Origin of the sequence: Paenarthrobacter sp. TYUT067 (assembly GCF_023656375.1) — a bacterium.
Classification (GTDB): Bacteria; Actinomycetota; Actinomycetes; order Actinomycetales; family Micrococcaceae; genus Arthrobacter.
The window spans coordinates 241353-262836 of the sequence record NZ_JAMOIT010000005.1; the positions used below are offsets into that span (position 1 = coordinate 241353).

The window sequence follows — 21484 nt, forward strand, 5'->3', positions numbered from 1 at the left end:
TGGGCACATGTCAGAAAAGCCCGCGCAACCGCGGCACCCGGAGTCGATCAGGCTAAATGCCTTCCCACCGGGCAAGACGCCGCCCCGCAAGTTGGCCCTGCGTCCTTATGCACGCGCCGTCGGGCAGGTCCTCAAGGTGAGTTTCAAAGCCTCACCTGGTGCGGTCATCATGAAGGTGGCAGGGTCCTTGATTTCGGCCACCCTTCCGCTGGTCACCACGTATTTCGCGGCCCTCACCACCACCGCGCTGGCAGCAGGTTATGCGGGAGACCCCGACGCCGGTCCACGGGCCATCCTGTACGTCATCATCACGGCGGCGCTGGGCTTGTTCTGGGGAGCCTTCAACAGCGTGGACCGGTACATCCAGCAGCTGATGAGCTTCAAAGTCGGTGCGATCGTGGGGGACATGATGTACCAGCGGTTTCTGGCGTTGGAGTTCTGGCGCTATGACGACAAAGAAACAGTGGATCTTTACGACCGCGCCAAAAGGTTCTCCGATTCTTACGCCCGCGTGCTGGACCGTATCGCAGCTATCTTCACCCAGTTCGTCTCAGTGGTCCTGGCCATTGGTGCTTTGTTGCTTGTCAGCTGGTGGATCGCGGTCATTGTGCTGGTTGCCATCGTGCCCAGCGTCTACCTGCAGTTCAAACTGTCCCGCGAGCAGATTGCGCACTGGAATACGCAGGTGGATTCGCGGCGGCAACGCCGCATGATCGAACAGAACCTCCTCCGGCCCCAGCACATCGCAGAGATGCGGCTTTACGGGATCGTTGGGTATCTCATGGACCTGAGGTCCAGGCTTCGCGACGCTGACGAACGCAGGCGCCTGGATTTCCAAAAGCGCTACATCCCCAAGCAGCTGGCCGCTGATGCCCTTCAATACGGCGCCGAGGTTGTGTCCTTGGTCTGGGTGGTGGGGCAGATCATCGCGAGGGCGCAACCGGTGGGGCAGTTCCTTTACGTGCAGCAGATTGTGAGCCGTGCCCTGTCCACGGCCAATAGCCTCGTCTCGTCGCTGAGTTCCATTGATGAGGACCTGGCCAACCTCAAAGACTACGAGCTTTTCATGGCACTTCCCGTTCCCAGCGGAGAAGAGGAACCGCTCCCGAAGTCGCCAACCACGGTGGAACTGCGGGACATCCGGTTCAGTTACACCGGGAGCGACATTGAGGTCATCAAGGGCATATCCATGACCATCAAGGCCGGCCAGCACATCGCCATTGTGGGGGAGAACGGTGCCGGCAAGTCCACGCTGATCCGCATCCTGGCTGGTTTATACCGGCCCGATTCCGGCCAGGTCCTTCTGGACGGCGTGGACCTCACCACGATTGACGTCACCAGCTGGCACCGGCACCTCGCGGTTTTGAGCCAGGAGTTCCTGAAATACGAATTCGCTACCGCTGCGGAGAACATCTACCTGGGAGATGTTGACCAGCCCCGTGACGACACCCGCATCCGGCGGGCGGCCTCGGACGCCGAAGCCATGGAGTTCATCAACAAGTTGCCCAACGGTCTGGAGAACCACGTCAGTAACTGGATGGAGGACCCCAGGGGACGGAAGGGAAGCGGGCTTTCAGGTGGCCAATGGCAGAGGCTGGCGATGGCCCGGAACTTCTACCGGGATGCCTCGTTTATGGTCATGGACGAGCCCACATCTGCCATTGATGCCCTGGCGGAGCACCGCATCTTCACCAGGCTCTTCGCGGACCGGAGCAGCACCATCATTGCCATCAGCCACCGCTTGGCCACCATCGAGAAGGCGGACATCGTGTACATGCTGGAGGATGGGCGCGTTGCTGAGCAAGGGACACACAAGGAACTCGTAGCGTTGCGGGGCCGGTATTTCCGGATGTTCGAATCCCAGCTCTCCGTGGATGAGAGCACTCAGAACACACCCTGAGGCTTAGAGCGGGCCGTATCCTGCGTTGCCGTACGGATCACGCCACGTGGCGAGGTCCTGCTCCAGAAGCGCCCGGAAGTGGGGATCAGTTGCAGCCTTGCGGCGAAGCGACTCCCTCGAACGGCCCGCGATGGTGGCCGGGACGATGATCCCAACCACCAGGAGCGACACCATGAAGGCAAGAACCGTAACCAGTGTCAGCAGCGCAGCAGGATCCTGCCAGGTGGACGGTTTGGCCGTGAAAGCAAACAGTCCCGTGAAGACGAGCAGGACGAACGCCACAAAAGAGAATGCACCGCGCAGGTTTCCAGGACCACGATTGACCAGCGCCCGGTCTGTCCGTGGCAACCGGTTCCTAACCCGCGCGAAGTAGATTCCGCACAGGACGGCGAGGGCTGCGCCGGGAATGCCGAGGGCAGCCAGCGTTACCGGGGTGCCGAGCCGAACAGCCAGGACTACACCCAGGAGGACAAGGAACCCGCCCACTCCGATTCCCGCAGCCCACGCGCCCATGTAAGCTCCCCGGGCGCTGGCGAGCTCACGCAGGCGGGAACGCGCATTCGTCGGGGTGATGGCCGAGAGCTCCGGGGAAAGCCAATAGTCAAGGGAACGGTCTGAGTGGTAAAGCGGTGCAGGGCCTGACTGGTAGCTCACCGGGGCTATCGCTCCAAGCCTGCGCGGACCCGTGCGTCGAGTTGATCACGCGTTAGGGCCGTAGAGTCGAGATTTTCGCCTTCGCCCGCAGCGATTGACAGGGAACCGTCGGCCTCAGCTTTGACGTGCACCGCTCGGGAGGTTCCGTCGTTGAAGTGCCGGCGGGTAGTTGCGGCCGCGGGAAAGCCGTCCGGCGCCTGATTCAGGTAATAGTCAGCCATCTGCACTGCGGTGGTGACCATACCTTCGGAGCCCGTAATGGGGTGCAGCTCGTGAACGCCGTACTTGCTCAGATTGAGCAACAGGGCACCCTGCTCTGCGCCGAACATGAAGGAAACATGCTCCGAGGCCGGGGTGACCAGGGCTGTTTCCAGCCATGCCGTGGCATCCGCCAGGACAGCCGTAACGGTGGCGGCCGGCCCAACCGGCAGGAGTGCGTCGCTTTCGATCTTCATCAACCCACGTTCCAACAGCGTGGCAACACCGGCCTGTTCCAGCGGCGACCCGGCGGCGTGATCGAGGCGGAAGAGGGTCTGGCATTTCAGAGCGCCGTCGGTGCCGGCCAGCGCAATGAGGGCGATGAGCTCGTGTTCGGTGATGAGCAATGCCTGGGTTTCTTCTGTCTGGGTGGTCATTTCTGCCTTCTGTTATGGGTTGCTCTGTCCAGTGTAGGAAGTGGCGCGATCATGTAAGCCATCCCCAGACCTTCTTTGCGCCGTCGGCTATTGCTCCGGCGGCGTCCTGTGCTCCTTCCCAGACATGTTCTGCGCCATCAGCGATCATGGAGGACGCGGAGTCGTAGCCCATGTTCGTCGCCAGGAGGCCCAAGCCACCCCAGGCGATGCCGGCGATGGCGCAGGCAGGGCCAACCACCGGAAAAAAGCTACCCACGGCCAACGCGGCGGAGATTCCGCCGTCCACCGCCATTCCGGGATGACCCGTCTGGATACCCTGGTAGACCTGAATTCCGCCGGTGACAAAGCCCAAGGCCCCCGACAACCGCCCGAGCATTGAACTGCCGTTGAGCAGTTGGGTGCCCCTGACATACCCGGCGCCTGCCGCCTGGCCGTACTGGGCACTGAGCCAAGGCCACCGGGTCAGTTCCGTGACCAACCCGCCCTTGGCCATCTGGGTAAGAATTGAGTCCGTCGCCAAACCGCTGGCGGTGACGAGGGCGTTGCCGGCCCACCAACCCTGGCTGCCGGTGACGCCCAACAGCCCCTCCCACCCAGTGGTCGCGGTGTCGTCGTTGACAGTGCCGCCGGGAGCCTGCGGGCTGTTGGCCTCCGTAGACCCTCCGCTGGAGGACCCGCCCTGGGTGCTGGCCTTTTGCTGTTCATCAGCCTGGGCGCGCAGCATTCTGGAGGCGTCATCCAAGGAACGGGAGGCCCTGTGCAACATAGGCCGCAGGGTGCTGTTCCATTCGCGGCGAAAGCGCTCGCCGTCGGCTCCCTTCCACGCAACGCCCGAGATCAGGCCATTGACCTGGAGTTCCTGGTTCTGGAGCCGGCTTCCCGCTTGTCCCATTTGTTGGGATAGCGAGTTGAGCTGTTCAATGTCGGCTCCGTATAACCCAGGCGCCATGGTTCCCCCTTGCAAGATGTGCGTATGGTTTCGCAGGCTATCGGATGCGTCCGGGCCTCTGCCATGGGCAGCCCTGCCCATGTGGAAAGCTGCCCGGCACGCGCGGGGATGCTTCCGTTGCCGGGGACACACTTGATTCCTCGAATCGGGGTTCCGGGAGGGGTCCAGTAAAGTAAGAGCCGTGACTTATGAGATTGAGATTGGCCGTGGCAAGCGTGGGCGTCGTGCCTACTCCCTGGATGACATCGCGATCGTTCCCAACCGACGGACGCGTGATCCGAAGGACGTCTCGGTTTCGTGGCAGATCGACGCCTACAAGTTCGACATGCCCGTCATCGCCGCGCCCATGGACTCGGTGATGTCACCTGAGTCCGCCATCGCCTTGGGGCGCTTGGGCGGGCTGGGTGTCCTGGACCTTGAAGGACTGTGGACCCGGTACGAAGACCCGCAGAAGGTGCTCGACGAGATCGCCGCGCTGGCGGACGAGACCAGTAGCCCAGCGGTCACCCGGCGCATGCAGGACTTGTACCAGGCTCCCGTGCAGCCGGAACTCATCAGCTCCCGCCTGGCTGAGATCCGCGCCGCGGGCGTGACCGTAGCCGGTTCCCTCACGCCGCAGCGCACCCAGGAGCACTACAAGACTGTGGTGGCTGCCGGCGTCGACATCTTTGTTATTCGTGGCACCACCGTCTCAGCCGAGCATGTCTCCAAGAACCACGAACCGCTCAACCTCAAGCAGTTCATCTACGAACTGGATGTTCCCGTCATCGTTGGCGGTGCAGCCGGATATACCCCTGCCCTTCACTTGATGCGAACAGGTGCTGCCGGCGTCCTGGTCGGATTTGGAGGCGGCGCCACAAGCACCACCCGCCGTGCGTTGGGTATACATTCACCCATGGCTTCCGCTATCTCCGACGTCGCTGCCGCCCGCCGCGACTACATGGACGAGTCCGGCGGACGGTACGTCCACGTCATTGCCGACGGCGGCATGGGCAGCTCCGGCGACATCGTCAAGGCAATCGCCATGGGTGCGGATGCCGTAATGCTCGGAAGCGCCCTTGCCCGCGCCGAAGAGGCCCCTGGCCGTGGCTGGCACTGGGGTCCGGAAGCCCACCACCTCGAGTCTCCGCGTGGTGACCGCGTCAACGTGGGCACCGTGGGCCCGCTTGAGGAGGTCCTGTTCGGACCAGGCCACCATACCGATGGAACGTCCAACCTGATTGGCGCCCTGCGCCGCTCGATGGCGACCACCGGCTACTCGGACCTGAAAGAGTTCCAGCGGGTGGACGTCGTCGTCTCGCCGTATCTCGGCTAAGCCTCCGGGAGCCCCTGCCCAAGGCGGCGAGCAGCAAGTAGGGTAGGGGACTACCAAGCTGTTGCGTTTGAGGAGGGGTCCGATGAGCAATATCCCAGGCGGTCCACAGGTGAATTCACCGGGAGCACTAAGCCCGGAATCCCGCGCCGCATCAATCGAAGTCTTGAAGTCCACCGCCCAGGCGGGCAAAGAGCTCGACATCCTGATTGTCGGGGGCGGTGTGGTGGGCGCCGGTGCGGCTTTGGATGCCGTGACGCGTGGCCTCACCGTAGGCATCGTGGAGGCAAGGGACTGGTCGTCCGGCACGTCGTCCCGATCCTCAAAGCTCATTCACGGCGGACTGCGGTATTTGGAGATGCTGGATTTTGGCCTCGTCCAGGAAGCGCTCCAAGAGCGGGGGCTGCTGATACAGCGCATCGCACCGCACCTGGTGCGCCCAGTACCTTTTCTGTACCCACTGACCCGCCGTATCTGGGAGCGCCCGTATGTGGGTGCTGGGATTATGCTCTATGACACTCTGGGTTTGACGTCCGGCAACAGCCGGGGCGTCCCCATGCATAAGCACCTGTTCCGGCGTGGAACCCTCCGCGCGGCTCCCAGCCTCAAGGAAGATGCCTTCGTAGGTTCCATCCGCTATTACGACGCACAGGTAGACGATGCGCGTCTGGTGGTCAACGTCGTAAGGACTGCGGCACACTATGGAGCCCACGCAGCGAATCGCGTACGTGTGGTGGACTTCCTCCGTGAAGGGGAACGCGTTGTTGGGGCCAAGGTGGAAAACCAGGAGGACGGTAGCGTCTTCGAGATACGGGCCAAGCAAGTGGTCAACGCCACTGGCGTCTGGACTGACGAAACGCAGGCTATGGTGACCGACCGTGGCCAGCTCAAGGTCCGCGCGTCGAAGGGAATCCACCTTGTGGTGCCGCGCGACCGGTTCCAGTCCACCGTCGGGCTGATTCTTCGCACGGAGAAATCAGTGCTCTTTGTGATCCCTTGGGGTCGGCACTGGATTATCGGCACTACTGATACGGATTGGACGCTGGACAAAGCCCATCCGGCAGCTTCCAGCAAGGACATCGATTATGTGCTGGAGCATGTCAACAAGGTCCTCAAGCGCCCGCTGACCCGTGAGGACGTGGAAGGCGTTTACGCAGGCCTCCGCCCGTTGCTGGCCGGGGACAATGACTCCACCGCCAAGTTGTCCCGCGAGCACGTAGTGGCGCATCCGGTGCCCGGACTCGTGGTGGTTGCCGGGGGGAAGTACACAACCTACCGGGTCATGGCCAAAGATGCCGTGGACGAGGCAACAAGGGCCATGGATGAACGTGTTCCATCCAGCTGCACCGAAACCATTCCGCTGCTCGGCGCTGAGGGATTCAAAGCCGCATGGAACCGGCGCGGCAGGTTGGCGGAACAGGCGGGAGTGCATGTGGCGCGGGTGGAGCACCTGCTCAACCGTTTTGGCTCCATGACCCCCGAAGTTCTGGAAATCATCGCCGGCCGACCCGAATTGGGGGAGCCTCTTCCCGGTGCGGATGACTACTTGGCTGCCGAAGTCGTCTATGCAGCAACCCATGAGGGCGCACGGCACGTTGACGACGTCTTGACCCGCCGCACCCGCATCTCCATCGAAGCATGGGACCGGGGTGTGTCTGCCGCGCCCGTAGTAGCTAAGCTGATGGGAGAAATCCTTGGCTGGAGCGAGACTCAGCGCGAAAGCGAAATCAAGCACTACCTGGCGCGAGTGGAAGCTGAACGGCTTAGTCAGCAGCAACCCGACGACGAATCGGCCGATGCTGCGCGCATGGGAGTGGATGACATCGTTCCCCTCCGCTGACCAGCTCAAGGAATTGAGGCCTGCAGGCCACACGGAGGGAACACAACTTGGCTGAACCACTTGACCGGTACGATGCGGAACTGACAACCCCGGATACGGTCATTCTTGAACTTGTTGCCCAAGACAAGATCGATGCCGCGGCGCAACTGGCTCACAGGCTCTATGCAGCCGGCAGGATTACCAACCTTGAGGGCTTCTTGGAGCAAGTACATTCACGGGAGCACCAGCTTGCCACCGGCCTTCCGGGCGGCATCGGTCTGCCGCATGCCCGCAGCGAATTCGTGGACAGGATCTCCATAGCCGTAGGGGTAACCAAATTTGGCCATGCCTTGGACTTCGGAGCCACCGACGGTCCGGCAACCCTGATCCTCCTGATCGCCACGCCTGCCAGTTCCTTCTCCGACCACCTCGAGGTTCTGGCCACGCTGGCCCGCTCCCTGTCCAAAGAGTCCTTCCGCGAGTCCCTCCGGCGGGCGCATGACCCCGAAGTCATCTCCGAGCTCATCAACTCCAGCCTGGTGTTCTTCGACCACTAGGGCGTTTCGTTGTTCTACAGCCGGACGAAGTACGGTTAAGGGGTGTTGAAAACCGCGTTGAAACCCCGCTGGATCGCAGGACTGATCTTTGCGCTTCTGTTGTCCGGGGTGTTTGTGCTGCTCAGCCAATGGCAGCTCAGCCGGTCCGCCCAGCATGAGCCCCCGGCACCGTCCAGCATCGAAGAAGTGAAACCCCTGGTAGACGTCCTCCAACCGGGCCAGTTCTTTCCCGGCTCGGTTTCGGACCAGATGGTCACGGCCACGGGTACCTACGATCCCAACAAGCAGGTCCTCGTTGAAGGCCGCCTCTACAACAACCAAAAGGGCTTCTGGATCGTCTCCGCCTTTGCCGTCAATGACGCCCCCACGCTCAAGGGCGCTGGTGCCTCACCCAAGACGTGGATTCCGGTAGCCCGCGGGTGGGTGGCGGATGCCGCCCAAGCCGGCCCGCCGCCGTCGGGAACCATCACCGTGACGGGCCGCCTCATCCCGTCCGAAGCGCCGCTTCCAAACGTCGACGCCGGCCCGGACCGCGCGTCCGCAGTCTCAACGGCGGAACTCATCAATAAATGGGAAGTTTCCAGCTACCAGGGCTTTATCGCAGCTACCACGGAGGTGGCCGGAGGCGCGCAAATTCCCCTCGGAGATGACGTCAAGGCACTGAACATTCCTCCCCAGCCTCCTGCGGAGCAGGTCAACTGGCTGAACCTCTTCTATGCGGTGGAATGGGTTGTCTTTGCCGGGTTCTCGATCTTCATCTGGTGGCGCCTGGTGAAGGACGACTACCGGCGGGACTTGGAAGAGGACGAATTCGACGACGAATTCGCCGATAACGACTTGGACCAGGCAGGCCACCCCGAGGCAACTACAGAACCTACAAACCCAGAGCCAGAACAAAAGGTGCAGCAATGATTGAGCCAAAACCGGCTATCCAGCCCGAACAGTCCGGACCCAAGCCCAGGAAGCGGCGCTTCGGCGGTACGGAAGCGCAAATTCGTTCGGCGTTGAAGTTCTACAAGGTCATGGCGTACCTCACGGGTGCCATGCTTCTCTTGCTGTGCGCTGAATTGATTGCCCGTTACGGCTTTGGCGTCTCGCTCTTCGCGGGCGGCACGAACGCAGTGACGGGCCAGCCGTTTGGCTTCGGTTTCGCTGAATCCGAGCCCAAGGGCGTCATTGGCGGCTTCAACATCTCCACCTCGATTCTGATCGTGCACGGTTGGATGTACGTGGTTTACCTGGTCTCCAACTTCCGCTTGTGGTCGCTCATGCGCTGGCCGTTCTCCAAAATGATCCTTTTGGCACTTGGTGGAGTCATCCCCTTGTTGTCCTTCATCGTGGAGAAGAAATTCCACGCGCAGGTTGAAGCGGAACTCGCAGCCAATCCGCAGGCGTCCAAGCGCTACTAGCACCTCACGAGCGTCCCGGTGTGAGATGCCTAACGGCGGGGCCGTTTTGGTCCTCTGACGCCTCTGCCAACGTGCACCGGGACGGCTCGGCAAAGTAGTCTTGTCTGGTGACTACTCCCACCGCACCCCAAACTTCCCAGAAGCCGGTGCTGGTTGTTGACTACGGTGCCCAGTACGCGCAGCTGATTGCCCGCCGCGTCCGCGAAGCGAATGTGTATTCGGAAATTGTTCCGCATACCTTCACCACCGAGCAGCTTCTGGCCAAGAACCCGGCAGCCATCATTCTCTCCGGAGGGCCCTCCAGTGTTTACGCGGAGGGCGCGCCCTTCGTGGGTGCCGACCTCTTCGAGGCCGGCGTTCCGGTATTCGGCATCTGCTACGGATTCCAGGCCATGGCAAATGCCTTGGGCGGCAAGGTGGCCCAGACTGGTTTGCGGGAATACGGAGCTACCGAAGCCCTTCTTGTGGGTGATGCACGCTCCATCCTCGACGGCGTCCCGTCCTCCCAGAACACATGGATGAGCCACGGAGACTCCGTTCATGAGGCTCCGGAGGGCTTCGAGGTGCTGGCAACTACGGCCGGAGCTCCGGTGGCTGCCTTCGCCAATGATGAGAAGCGCCTCTACGGTGTGCAGTGGCACCCCGAAGTGAAGCACTCCGTTCTTGGACAGCACGTCCTGGAAAACTTCCTGTTCAAGGGCGCGGGCTTGAGCCCCAACTGGACAACGGGCAACATCCTCGAAGAGCAGGTGGACCGGATCCGCCAGCAGATCGGGGACTCCAAGGTTATCTGTGGCCTTTCCGGCGGCGTCGATTCCGCCGTAGCCGCTGCTCTGGTCCAGCGCGCTGTTGGTGACCAGCTGACGTGTGTCTTCGTTGACCATGGCCTTCTGCGTGAAGGCGAAGCCGAGCAGGTTGAACGCGACTTCGTGGCCGCCACCGGCGTCAACCTTTACGTTGCCAACGAGCAGGAACGTTTCCAGTCGGCATTGGCAGGCGTCAGCGATCCTGAGACCAAGCGCAAGATCATTGGCCGCGAGTTCATTCGTGCCTTCGAAGAAGCGGAACGGGCCATCATTGCCCAGGCCGCTGCCGAGGGTGAAAAGATCAAGTTCCTCGTCCAAGGAACGCTTTACCCGGACGTCGTGGAATCAGGCGGCGGCGAAGGTGCTGCAAACATCAAGAGCCACCACAACGTGGGCGGACTCCCCGAAGATCTTCAGTTCGAACTCGTTGAGCCGCTGCGAGCCCTGTTCAAGGACGAAGTCCGCGCTGTGGGTGCACAGCTTGGCCTGCCGCAGGAGATCGTCGGCCGCCAGCCGTTCCCGGGCCCCGGCTTGGGAATCCGCATTGTGGGCGAAGTGACCAAGGAGCGCCTGGATCTACTGCGTAAGGCTGATGCCATTGCACGTGCGGAACTCACGGCCGCAGGCTTGGATAACGACGTCTGGCAGATGCCGGTAGTTCTCCTGGCTGATGTTCGCAGCGTTGGTGTCCAGGGCGATGGCCGCACCTACGGTCACCCGATTGTGTTGCGTCCGGTGTCTTCCGAGGACGCCATGACGGCAGACTGGTCGCGGTTGCCGTATGACCTGCTTGCCCGGATCTCCAACAGAATTACCAACGAGGTGGATGGAGTCAACCGCGTGGTGCTGGACGTCACCAGCAAGCCACCGGGAACCATCGAGTGGGAATAGCACATTGAGTGGCCGGCTTCCTCTGGGAGGCCGGCCACTTTGTTTGAAGCCGGGATGCTTCTTTGCCCCACTCATTGCCCTCGGCTGTGAAATGACGGCGAATTTCGCAGTGGAACAGCGTTGCGGAGCGAGCTGTCCGCGGATTCCCGCTACCCTCGAAAGTATGCCGGTATGGTCCAAGGCGTCTAAAGCTAGTACAGAAAAGAAGGCAGAAGTCGTGTCAGTAGGTCAAGGCCAGGAAGAGGGCTCCGAAGAGCTCCGCAAATGGCTGTCTGGTCTCAAACCCGTCACCGGGGCCGACACCATGCTGCGCTTCGTCAAGACGCCTGAAGGCGCCATCGATCTCAGCAACGCCCACCCGTCCGGGCTGGCGCAGTTGCTTGCAGGCCGACGAACACGGCTTTCCACGCTCATCAGGGATCGTCAACAGTACCTGGTCGCAGCCAGGGCGGCCCGCAACATCCGGTCCAAGATCTTCGAGCTCAGCAACGACCGCGGCATCGAGGCCGGGTACTTGTCCGCCGGGACCGTCGTGTGGACCTCTGCCGTTGGCGGTAAGCCCCAACGCGTTTCTGCCCCCGTGATGCTTACTTCCATTGTCCTCACGGTCAGGCCTGGCGAGGACGACTTTGAGCTTCAGCTCACCGAGCAGGCGCGAATGAACCCTGCCCTGGTGCGCCATCTGAAGACAGTTCATGGCATCGTCTTTGATGTTAACGCTGTAGCGCGCATGGCCTACAACACTGCCCGGCTTGATCCCCAGCCTGTCCTGGATCGGTTAACCACGCTGATTCAGCCGATTCATGGCGCAGAGGTGGAGTTTAACCTGCTGGTCACTACGCTGGCTGATCTCTCCGGCAACCTGGATGATCCATGGATCAACATGAACAACCCCACGGTTGCAGCACTCTCGACTGCCGCCAACGGCGGAGACATTGAACCAGAGCCGATCAAGGCAGGCCGGTTCCCAAGCCTGGACCTTCGGGATCCGGCCGATGAGCTTCTCCTGCTCGATGCTGATACGGATCAGCAGTATGTAGTTGATGCCGTTCGTGCCGGGGACTCACTTGTTGTCAGCACCCCGCCAGGAAGCGGCCAAACGCAAACAGCAATCAACGCAATAGGTGCGTTGGTCAGCGAAGGCAAGTCCATTCTGGTGGTGGGGGACAGGCAGACCAGCCTTGCAGGACTTTCCGGCCACCTTGAATCCCTGGGCCTGGAGTCGATGCTCTTCCGGCCCGGTAATGGAACCACTCCTCAGCAACTCAAAGGCCAGTTGGTCAGAGCCATCATGCGCAATGAGAAAGCGATTGAGCCACAGCTGGGCAACCTTCACCAGACACTTACCAGCCACCGTCATGCACTGATGGACCATGTAGCCTCCCTGCATAACGTCCGTGAGCGGTGGGGTTGCTCGCCGTACCAGGCAATGCAGTCACTTGCCGAATTGACCTCAATTCACCCTGCACCCTCCACTACGGTGCGCTTGAAGCGAAGCGTCCTGGACAATATCAAGGACCGTGAAGAGCTCGCTGGCCGATTGCGTCGGGCCGCCGAGCTTGGCAGCTTCAGCCGGTCCTCCACCTCGAGCCCCTGGTATGGCGCCCGTTTGGTGACCCGCAAGGAGACCGAGGAAGCACAGCAGCTTGCCCGCTCGGCCGAGGAGAAACTTCCGGTCCTGCGGGATCGCATGAAGCAGCTTTCCGATCACGCCGAGATCCGCCTAGGTGAAACTTTCACCGAATGGGGCGCTCAGCTGGAACTGCTCATTGCCGTACGCGAGAGCCTGGATAAGTTCACCCCGGATATCTTTGACCGGCCGGTGCACGATCTCATCTCCGCCACTGCCACCTCTGCCTGGCGCCGTGAGCGCAACCTTGAGATGCCCTCCATGCAGCGCTCCCGCCTGCGTCGGGTAGCTAAGGAATACGTGCGGCCCGGTGTTCACATTGCGGACCTTCACAGCTCCTTAGTGCTGGTCCAGGAGCAGCGTGCTCTGTGGGCAGGGTATGCAACAACCCAGCGGCACCCGGCTGTTCCTTCCGGCCTTGCCGATCTCGGTGCACTCTACCGGGAACTCGATGGCGAGCTGCGCCGCCTGGGTGATGCGCTCAAGTACACCTCCGATGGTGGAGCCCTGCACGGGACGCGGTATGCCCCACTCATGGAACGGTTGGAGCGGCTCGTTGCAGACACAGCCACTTTGGAGACGCTTCCTGAGCGGACGCTCCTTATCGAGGAAATGCGCGAGCACGGGCTCGGTGAACTGCTGGCGGATCTTGCTGCCCGGGAAGTCCCGGCGTCTTCTGTAGCCGCCGAACTGGATCTGGCTTGGTGGCAGTCCGCGCTGGAGGCGATGATCAGCGGTGATGATTACCTCGCCATGTCCGACGGTGATTCACTGCGCCGCCTCGAAGCCGAATACCGCCTTGCGGACCAAGCCCACATTGCCAGTGGCGCCGCTCGCCTCCGTTGGCAGCTGGCCCAGAAATGGCGTCAGGGTCTCCTTGAACATCCCAGGCAGGCGGAGCTACTCCGCGCCCTGTTGAAGGATGGCCGGGTGACGCTGCCCGCCCTGAGCGCCCAGGCCCCGGACCTGGTACCCCTGCTGGTGCCGGTATGGTCCGTCAGTCCTTACTTGCTCACCGGGGTGCTCCCGGCCGAGCAAAAATTCGATGCCGTGGTGATCATCGACGCCGAATCCACTTCATTGCAGGCTGTTCTCCCGGCCATCGCCCGGGCACGCCAGGTAGTTGCCTTCGGCGACGCGAAAATTGCCCATGCGCGCACGTTCAGCGTCGCCGTGGAGCCGCCTGTGGCCGGGGTAGCCAGCCACGAGAATGTGGACAGTGCCTTCAAGGCATTGGCCAGGGTCCTTCCCACCTGGCAGCTGAACTGGGTCTACCGTGCGGTGGACGAGGACCTGATCCTCCAGTTGAGCAAAAACTATTACGACGGTGGCCTGCGTCGTTTGCCCGACGGCAACTCGGTCACCGGCTTGGACCGATCAATCCACGTAGAGTACATACCGGACGGCACCGGGCTGCCTGGGGCGGACCATGAGGGCGTTGAGTCCGTCACCGCGGAGGTCAACCGCGTTGTGGATCTTGTGTTCGAACACGCAAGGCTCCGGCCCCGTACATCACTCGCCGTGGTGACGGCGAGCCTGCGCCATGCTGCCAGGATTGGCGAAGCCATCAGGCTGCAATTGCCCAACCACCCCCTGCTGTCCAGCTTCTTCGGAGCCGGCCCCGAGTCTTTCCGTGTGGTGGACCTTGAGCGCGCACAGGGCCTTGTCCGCGACCATGTGATCTTCTCACTAGGCTATGGCCGCACACCGCATGGCCGTGCGCTCCATTCCTTCGGTCCGTTGTCCACCGAGGGCGGGCGTAACCGTTTCGCCCTGGCAATGACACGTGCCCGGCGCTCCATGCACGTCCTGACGTGCTTCCGGCCCGAGGATCTCGACCTTGATCGCCTGGCCCATGGTGCTGTGGACTTCTATGAACTCCTGGACCGGGAGCTCTCCGGCAACAGCAGCCTCGGAACGCCCGCCTCCCGCGCTGTCGCCAGTGAGCAGGCTTTAGGTGAAGATCCGTTGGTGGCCGATCTGGGCGACCGTTTGCGCGCCCGCGGAGCCAGGGTATGGCATCTCTACGACGGCGTGCTGGATATAGCGGCGGCTGCGGACCCCGTCCACACCATTGGCCGGGAGGGTGCTGAAATCCCCACCCCCGTTGCCATCGAATCCGATGGTACTGAACGCTACCGGCGGATGAGCGTCCGTGAACGGAGCCGCCTGCGGCCGCAACTGTTGGAGCGCATGGGATGGCGCTATATGTCGCTCTGGACGATCGAGGTCTTCACCGATCCTTCGTCCTGCGCGGACCGGATAGGCTCCTACTTGGGCCTCGAGAATCACCTTGCACAGTCTGCCTCCACCCACAGTGGTTTCCTTCACGCCCCTGGGGAAGAATTGACCTCGGTAACTGACCAGCCTCTGTTGGCCGGAGATTCCGTTGAGCATGCTGAGGGTGAAGAACCTCAACACGACGTCCATGAAGCAGAGAATTCGAAAGAAGCACCACTGATGGATCAGGAAACAGGCGGCGAGGACCGCGCTACTGAGGAAACCGGCGAGAACACCGCTGGTCCTACGGAGGCGGCCGGGGAACCGAAGTCCCCGGCAGCCAAGACCGGCCCGAGCGGGATTCTGCCCACCAAGGCCGCTGAGGATGATCCCCGGCGGTGGGGCGATGACTCCAACTACGACCATGAGCAGTGGCTCAAGGAACAGAAACCCCCGCACTGGGGCTGAGCGGACAATGATCATTGATTAGCCCGCTAGGGGCTAACCAAAACAAAGAAAAGCTTGCCTTGCGTTGATGCGCCGGCAAGCTTTTCTGCTTGTTGAGGATCAGCCGCCACCACCACCAGACCGTCCGTGTCACCTGTACCCAGCCATTCACCGGGCTTGCCGCCCTGGGCTGACGTCCAGAGTACGGGTACAGGTCCTGCGAGGACTTGACTTTGCTGTGATTCGTCATAGGACCCCGCTGCCGTGAGGACCACTGATACCAGCTGACCGGGGGAGAGTAGCTGGATGGACGAAGGATCGGCCATCCGGAGGGGGACAGCTGCCGATCCCACGGGTGCGCCTGTCAGAAGGCCGGGTCCCAGCAGACTTGTCTCCGAAGGGATCTGTCCCTTACCCAGAGGGGACGCGAGTTGGCGGCCAACAAGGGCGCCGACGCTGTCCAAAGCTCCGCTGATCGCGAGATTGGGTGGTACCTCAACAGTGGTGAAGTCCGCTGCGGTGAGGTGGGTCCCCGTTGGAAGGTCCCGGGCTGCCACGAGGACGCTCACCTGTTGCTCAGACGCAGGGGTGAGTTCCTGGACTGCGATGCCGGCAGCCACGCATAACAGCAGCGCTACTGCCAAGCGGCGGTTACGTGCAATCCAGGAACCAAATCCCGTCCGGCGCCCGCGCTGACCTGAGCGCCCTCGTGGACGACCGCGGTTGAACCGTGAACTGGTCCGGGAGCGGGAATGCGGTTGCAGGGAGCGCGAAGGGCTGATGGGCGGCCAAGTACCGGCGGCTCGCGATGAGCGTTCAGCACGGGCGAGGAGGGCGCTGCGTGACATTTGTGGCATGCCGCCACGCTAGCCAGCTTCCCGGGCCGCAAACAGCGCCCGGTTGCCCTATGTGGAAAACCAGTTAGCTGCTTGCCGCTGCAGTTGCCGGTGCTGCTGAAGGCGCGGGTGTAGAGGCAGCAGGCGCCGCTGAAACAGTGCTGCCCTTGGCATCCCGGGAATCAGTCCGGTAAAATCCGGAGCCCTTGAAAACGACGCCGACGCTGTTGAACTTCTTCCGCAGGGCGCCTTTGCATTCGGGGCACTCCGTCAAGGAGCTGTCAGAGAAGGACTGGACGATGTCGAAGGCATGGTCACAGTCTTTGCAAGCGTATGCGTATGTGGGCACTGAGTTCCTCCTTTAGGACAAAGTTCAGGTCCTGGCAGCGTCGGTGGAGATAGTCCGCCTTAGCAGTCACAGGGCCTGAGTGCTAATTCTATCATCGGTCGCCGCAGGGCGTACCCTCGGTAGTTCCGGCCTCACTTGGTAAGCCGGCCACCATCAGCGCTGCTCGGCGTCGTCGCCGAGTTCAACCACTCCAGACGGTGTCAGCACTTGTCGCACGGGGCGATCAAAGGCCTCGGCGGGAATGGACCCCGAAGGTAACAAATCGTCGTCGAACACTACGGCGATGGTGGGCGGCCTGCCGCCGGAAGCATCCAGGCCCTGGAGGAGCCTGTCGTAATAGCCGCCTCCCTGGCCGATCCGGTTGCCGTCCCGGTCCACCGCCGTCGCGGGCATGAAGATCCCCGCGGTACCGGCAACTACCGAGCTCTCCAGCCGCTCACCCTCCGGCTCGTCTATCGGCGCAAAGGTGGACCGGACAAATGCTGTGTCAGGTGTCCAATACACCCAGCTCAAAAGCCGCCCCGGCTCGCAGACGGGCAGTAGCACCCGGTGCCCGGCCTTGTGCAGGGCTGTGATCAAAGGGATGGTGGGCGGCTCGAAAGCGACGCCCAGGTACACGGCAAAGGTCGAGGAAGCGCCGGGGGAGACCTTGGCCGCCCAGGCCGTGCCATGCTGTGCAAGGGACTCTCCAGCGCGAGCCAGGTGTTCAGGACTGAGGGCCCGCCTGTGCAGCCGCCGACTGCTGCGAATGTCTTCCTTCGATGCCATCTCTGTCCGTTCGGGTGGTTGTCGCGCGCCGGTTGAGCTGCAGAGGTTATCCACTGCGGAAAACCAAATGTGCTAACGACGCGGCGAGGGGTTTAGCCGTTGGTGTGTTCCGTCCGTTACATTAGTCCGGTGACTCTAGAAAACAACGCTGTCCGCAAGGCCGTCATTCCCGCAGCAGGCCTTGGCACCCGCTTCCTGCCCGCCACCAAGGCGATGCCAAAGGAAATGCTGCCCGTGGTGGACAAGCCTGCCATCCAGTATGTCGTCGAAGAAGCGGTCAAGGTGGGCCTGCATGACGTCCTGATGATTACAGGGCGCAGCAAGCGGGCACTCGAAGACCACTTTGACCGTGTGCCGGCTCTTGAGGCCACGCTTGCTGAAAAGGGCGACACCGCCAAGCTTGAAGCCATTCAGTCCGCCACCAACCTCGGTGATATCCACTACGTCCGCCAGGGCGACCCTAACGGCCTCGGTCATGCTGTCCTTCGTGCAAAGCAGCACGTTGGGTACGAGCCCTTCGCCGTTCTGCTCGGCGATGACCTGATCGATGCCCGTGAGGACCTGCTGAGCGAAATGATTGCTGTTCAGCAGAAGACCGGTGGTTCCGTTGTTGCACTCATCGAGGTCGAGCCTTCCAAGATCAGCGCCTATGGTTGCGCCGATGTTGAGGACAACGGTGAAGATGGCTACGTGCGCATCAAGCAACTCGTCGAAAAGCCTTCTCCGGAAGAGGCGCCCTCCAACCTTGCCGTGATTGGACGTTACGTGCTGCACCCGGCCGTGTTCGACGTCTTGGAGAAGACGGCTCCAGGTCGCGGCGGAGAAATCCAGCTGACCGATGCCCTTGAGGTGCTTGCTGCCGGCGAAGGTGAAGGTTACGGCGTCTACGGCGTTGTGTTCCGTGGCCGTCGTTACGACACCGGCGACAAGCTCAGCTACCTCAAGGCCTGCATCGAGCTTGCCTGCGAACGCGAAGACCTCGGTCCTGAGCTTCGCGAGTGGCTGCCCAACTTCACCGCCACACTTCCCAAATAGACAAATGATGTATGGCTCTGCGATCTGGCCGGTAACGCTGGAAAGCGGAGACCTGCTGCTCCGGCCCATCCGATACCGCGACAAGCGGGAATGGTCCGAAGTCCGTTCGCGGAACAGCGAGTGGCTGGCGCCGTGGGAGGCGTCCAACCCGGCTCCGGGTGGGCGCCTGCCCAGCTACCGTCAAATGGTGGGGTCCTTGAATGAGCAGGCCCGTCAGTCAACCGCTTTGCCGTTTCTCATAGTTGAGAGAACGGCCGGTTTTCACGAGCCGCAAATCGTCGGACAGTTGACGGTCTCATCCATCGTGTGGGGATCGGCCATGATGGCCACCCTCGGCTATTGGGTGGATAAGGACCGCGCCGGGCGTGGCATTGCGCCCACAGCGGTTGCGATGGCAACTGACCACTGCTTCCGGGTGCTGGGTCTGCACCGTATGGAAATCAACATCCGTCCAGAGAACTCTCCGAGTTTGAGGGTTGTGGAGAAGCTCGGATTCCGCGATGAAGGTTACCGGGAACGCTACCTGCACATCAACGGCGAATGGGCTGATCACCGCTCTTTTGCGTTGACGGCCGAGGAGGTGCCGGAAGGACTCCTGCGCAGGTGGCTGAGAGGATAAACGGGCAGGTCATCGGCCTTTTCGCTCATATCTCCAGTCATTTGCGGACTCGCCCACGACACACCGGCCGCAATGCCGCCGCACCCGGCGATTTGCTTCTACGGTTTTGAATGTGGACTTCCCTCTCAGCAGCTCAGTGATACTCGTGGTCACTGTCGCGCTGTGGATGGTCTGGGTGGCGCCCTATGTTTTGCGGAACAGGCGCCAACAAGTCCAAACGGCCACTGTTCCAGCAGAGGCTCTTGATGACGAACCAGACGAAACGCAGGCAGGGGTGGTACTGACTTTGGCACCTCAGCAGGAGAAACCGATGGAGACCATGCGCAGCAAAGCACCGGCGTCGCCCCAGGACTCCCCAGCGGCGGAGTCCTCGCTCCGGAAGGCGCCCCCTACGCCGTTCACTATCCGTTACGCCCGGCTCACGCTCGCCTTGGCAGGCCTGGCCCTGTTAGTTACGGCCGCGGTGTCAGGGGTTCTCAGAATTCTCGGCATCGGTTCTGTGTGGTTGCCGCTGGTTTCCCTCATTGGCGCTGTGCTGGCTGTCGTTACCTTGCGTAAGCTCGCCTTGCGGGACCTTCGTGAACGGCGGGCTCGCCGTGCGGCTCAGGCCTCACCCATCCCCACACCTGCCCGGTACTTGCCCAAGGAGCCGCTTGTCGCAGCGAAGGAAACCACGGTTTTTGACGCCGAAGCCTCTAGCCGTGAAGCTCCTCGATTGTCAGCCAAGGAATTGCGCGAGGCAGCGCTTGCTGTGGCAGTTGCCGCAGGCGATAAATCCGCTCAAGTTGCCAACGACTCCAAAGGCGCCAGCTGGCAGCCGGTGGAGGTCCCCAAGCCAACGTACGTGGCCGCTGCGAAAGCACCGCGACCAGCTCCAGAGCCCTTGGACCTGCCCGAGGCACCCAAGCCCGTTGGCAAGCCTGTGCTGAAGCAGAACGTTGAGCAGGCCGAGGCAGCAGTTGCTGTAGTGGCCACTGCTAAGAACCACAGCGCCCTGAGCAACTTGGACGATGTCCTGCAGCGTCGCCGCGCCTAAGTCCTGGAAGCGACCACAGGTGCAAGGCCAGGAGACGTTCGTGTGGTGGTTGGAAAAGCGCAGGGAAAGTTTGTAGCCTAGGGACACTGGCCGGGCAGTTGAGGCTCTCGGTCCAGGGGCTATAGCTCAGTTGGTAGAGCGCTTCGTTCGCATCGAAGAGGTCAGGAGTTCGAATCTCCTTAGCTCCACAGATTTATTGCACTCAATCGTTCAAGTGCGGAAGTATCCACCATGCCGGTTGAGCGAAACATGCGCTGCGCGAATGAGGTTGGACCGTGATGCAAGGCAGCGGTCCGTTGTTTGCCTCAGCGCCGGGAGTGCTTGGGCGGCGTCGTCGAAATGATTTTCACGGATCATTGATTCCATCGCCCGGCACTGGTGCTCTGTTTCCAAGGCGCCCACCATGGCTGAACTGATCTTCAGGCTGAGGAGTGCCGTTGTGGTCTCTGATGCGTCGCCCTCATCCACAGCATGAACGATCCTTTCCACCCGTTGGGGGAGCATTGAAAGGTACTTCGCCAAGAACCGCAATGCCGGCCTCGGGTTTCCAAGCTCGTCGGCTAGTGACTGGATTCGGCTCAAGTCCCAGTCGCCGGCGGCAGCGCTACGCGGCGCTTTCATCCCCGGCTCCTACTGTTGCTTGCGGGGCTGTGTTGTCCGGGTTTTTGGTCCAGATGGAGGCGAGCATTCCGATGACGAGGATGGCGGGTGCGCCGTACATGAGGGTGTTCATGACGATGGGTTCGCGCAGGGCCCGGATGGCGTTGCCAACGTAGGGGATGGTGGCTACGTGCTTGTCCACGGTTTTGCCTTGGAGGGTGGCGATCCAGGGGTCGAGGCCGTTGTTGGCGTCGCCTTTGGTCTGGACTGCGATACCGCCGTCGGCGGTGGTGGTGATCTCGGTGATGCGGTGGGTTTCCACGCGCTGGTCTTCGACGGGGATGTGGTAGGTGATGATGTCGCCTACTTTGACGTCGGTGGTGGGGGTGGGGACGGTGACCACGACGTCGCCCGGGTTGATCAGCGGGGCCATGGAACCGGTGAGCATGGTGGAGGTTTGGTAGCCCAGGATCCGTGGCCCGATCGCCAGGAACAGGAACACCAACGCGCCTAGGATCAGCATGCCCACGCCGATGCCCTTGACCACTTTGCCGGCAATCCGACGGAACCGGCCAGCAGTGCCACCGGCGCTGGCAGCAGTTGTAGGGGCCGCTGCGGGCTGCTTCACAGCGGCGGTCTCGGCGGCGGTTACGGACTTTGCGGCTGAACGCCGGCCGTGGACGGCGGGGGTGGAGATGGTGCTCAGTGCGCTCATGCCTGGCGTTCCTTTCAGGTGTTCGTTGTGCTTTTAGTGTCTCTGGACAGGCTCAAGGGTTGGTGTGCAATGCCCTCAAGACTTGCTCAGGATATGGACCGGGGACCGGCCTGAAGGGCAAACGGGCCGGCCCCCGGGGCCTTGGGTGGGAGCCTTTGGCTCCCTCTGGCTTTACTTGGTGGTTTCGGTGCGTTGGGTGCCGGTGAAGGCGAAGGCGATGGTGGAGGTGGCGCCTTGGAAGTCGTTGTTCGCGGTGGTGGGGAACGCGGTGGTGACTTTGAGGTTGTCGGTCTTGGC

General features: G+C 61.9%; 19 protein-coding genes and 1 tRNA gene. 12 read left to right on the top strand and 8 right to left on the bottom strand.

Going from position 1 to position 21484, the window contains the following annotated elements; translation table 11 throughout:
* The first annotated feature begins 7 nt into the window (after window positions 1-7).
* Complete coding sequence (locus MOD31_RS06685; protein ID WP_142938419.1) at window positions 8-1900, top strand: ABC transporter ATP-binding protein; 1893 nt, start codon at window positions 8-10, stop codon at window positions 1898-1900.
* Between the two features lie 3 nt (window positions 1901-1903).
* Here MOD31_RS06685 and MOD31_RS06690 read toward each other — a convergent pair whose 3' ends face one another.
* From MOD31_RS06690 to MOD31_RS06700, 3 genes are read right to left on the bottom strand one after another with little or no spacing between them, the layout of a single operon-like run.
* Window positions 1904-2554, bottom strand: a complete 651-nt coding sequence (locus MOD31_RS06690; RefSeq protein WP_250820155.1) for a hypothetical protein — start codon at window positions 2552-2554, stop codon at window positions 1904-1906.
* Window positions 2555-2559: 5 nt separating this feature from the next.
* Window positions 2560-3189: a hypothetical protein gene (locus MOD31_RS06695; RefSeq protein ID WP_250820156.1), complete on the bottom strand. Its 630-nt coding sequence runs from the start codon at window positions 3187-3189 to the stop codon at window positions 2560-2562.
* A 49-nt stretch (window positions 3190-3238) separates the two neighbouring features.
* Entirely contained in the window at window positions 3239-4138 is a 900-nt protein-coding gene (locus tag MOD31_RS06700; RefSeq protein ID WP_142938422.1) for a WXG100 family type VII secretion target, read from the bottom strand.
* A gap of 181 nt (window positions 4139-4319) precedes the next feature.
* Between MOD31_RS06700 and MOD31_RS06705 the strand changes: the two genes are divergently transcribed.
* The 7 genes from MOD31_RS06705 (at window position 4320) to MOD31_RS06735 (ending at window position 15250) form a co-directional block, all read left to right on the top strand.
* Complete coding sequence (locus MOD31_RS06705; protein WP_024817526.1) at window positions 4320-5453, top strand: GuaB3 family IMP dehydrogenase-related protein; 1134 nt, start codon at window positions 4320-4322, stop codon at window positions 5451-5453.
* An 82-nt stretch (window positions 5454-5535) separates the two neighbouring features.
* Entirely contained in the window at window positions 5536-7290 is a 1755-nt protein-coding gene (locus MOD31_RS06710) for a glycerol-3-phosphate dehydrogenase/oxidase (RefSeq protein WP_250820157.1), read from the top strand.
* Window positions 7291-7337: 47 nt separating this feature from the next.
* Window positions 7338-7826 carry a PTS sugar transporter subunit IIA gene (locus tag MOD31_RS06715; protein ID WP_142938424.1) on the top strand — a complete coding sequence of 163 codons (489 nt, stop codon included), beginning with the start codon at window positions 7338-7340 and terminating at the stop codon, window positions 7824-7826.
* Between the two features lie 42 nt (window positions 7827-7868).
* Complete coding sequence (locus MOD31_RS06720) at window positions 7869-8738, top strand: SURF1 family protein (RefSeq protein WP_250820158.1); 870 nt, start codon at window positions 7869-7871, stop codon at window positions 8736-8738.
* A complete protein-coding gene (locus MOD31_RS06725; protein WP_166839992.1) occupies window positions 8735-9235 on the top strand; it encodes a DUF3817 domain-containing protein in 501 nt (166 codons plus the stop codon). The genes MOD31_RS06720 and MOD31_RS06725 overlap by 4 nt, the downstream gene beginning before the upstream one ends.
* 107 nt (window positions 9236-9342) lie before the next feature.
* The gene (gene guaA, locus MOD31_RS06730; protein ID WP_017200327.1) at window positions 9343-10932 is read left to right on the top strand and encodes a glutamine-hydrolyzing GMP synthase; all 1590 of its coding nucleotides are present in this window, start codon (window positions 9343-9345) and stop codon (window positions 10930-10932) included.
* A gap of 163 nt (window positions 10933-11095) precedes the next feature.
* Window positions 11096-15250, top strand: a complete 4155-nt coding sequence (locus MOD31_RS06735; protein WP_250820159.1) for a DUF4011 domain-containing protein — start codon at window positions 11096-11098, stop codon at window positions 15248-15250.
* 26 nt (window positions 15251-15276) lie between these two features.
* Here the strand turns inward: MOD31_RS06735 and cpaB are convergent, their stop codons facing one another.
* The 3 genes from cpaB to MOD31_RS06750 form a co-directional block, all read right to left on the bottom strand.
* Complete coding sequence (gene cpaB, locus MOD31_RS06740; protein WP_223940612.1) at window positions 15277-16086, bottom strand: Flp pilus assembly protein CpaB; 810 nt, start codon at window positions 16084-16086, stop codon at window positions 15277-15279.
* Between the two features lie 64 nt (window positions 16087-16150).
* The gene (locus tag MOD31_RS06745; protein WP_166839999.1) at window positions 16151-16414 is read right to left on the bottom strand and encodes an FmdB family zinc ribbon protein; all 264 of its coding nucleotides are present in this window, start codon (window positions 16412-16414) and stop codon (window positions 16151-16153) included.
* A gap of 153 nt (window positions 16415-16567) precedes the next feature.
* On the bottom strand, window positions 16568-17182 hold the full coding sequence (locus MOD31_RS06750) for a 5-formyltetrahydrofolate cyclo-ligase (RefSeq protein WP_142938431.1): 615 nt from the start codon (window positions 17180-17182) through the stop codon (window positions 16568-16570).
* Window positions 17183-17311: 129 nt separating this feature from the next.
* Here MOD31_RS06750 and galU point away from each other — a divergent pair, with 129 nt between their 5' ends.
* The 4 genes from galU to MOD31_RS06770 all read left to right on the top strand — a co-directional run bounded on the left by galU (window position 17312) and on the right by MOD31_RS06770 (window position 20060).
* Window positions 17312-18217 (top strand): UTP--glucose-1-phosphate uridylyltransferase GalU, encoded by a 906-nt coding sequence (galU, locus tag MOD31_RS06755; RefSeq protein WP_142938432.1) that lies wholly within the window; start codon window positions 17312-17314, stop codon window positions 18215-18217.
* A gap of 7 nt (window positions 18218-18224) precedes the next feature.
* Window positions 18225-18836 (top strand): GNAT family N-acetyltransferase, encoded by a 612-nt coding sequence (locus tag MOD31_RS06760; RefSeq protein WP_223942660.1) that lies wholly within the window; start codon window positions 18225-18227, stop codon window positions 18834-18836.
* A 145-nt stretch (window positions 18837-18981) separates the two neighbouring features.
* Entirely contained in the window at window positions 18982-19872 is an 891-nt protein-coding gene (locus MOD31_RS06765) for a hypothetical protein (protein ID WP_250820165.1), read from the top strand.
* Between the two features lie 115 nt (window positions 19873-19987).
* Window positions 19988-20060 (top strand) — tRNA-Ala (locus MOD31_RS06770).
* A gap of 22 nt (window positions 20061-20082) precedes the next feature.
* Here MOD31_RS06770 and MOD31_RS06775 read toward each other — a convergent pair.
* Window positions 20083-20493, bottom strand: coding sequence for an Hpt domain-containing protein (locus MOD31_RS06775; RefSeq protein WP_250820160.1), 411 nt, complete (start codon window positions 20491-20493; stop codon window positions 20083-20085).
* Complete coding sequence (locus MOD31_RS06780) at window positions 20477-21187, bottom strand: signal peptidase I (protein ID WP_250820161.1); 711 nt, start codon at window positions 21185-21187, stop codon at window positions 20477-20479. The genes MOD31_RS06775 and MOD31_RS06780 overlap by 17 nt, the downstream gene beginning before the upstream one ends.
* Window positions 21188-21484 lie beyond the last annotated feature (297 nt).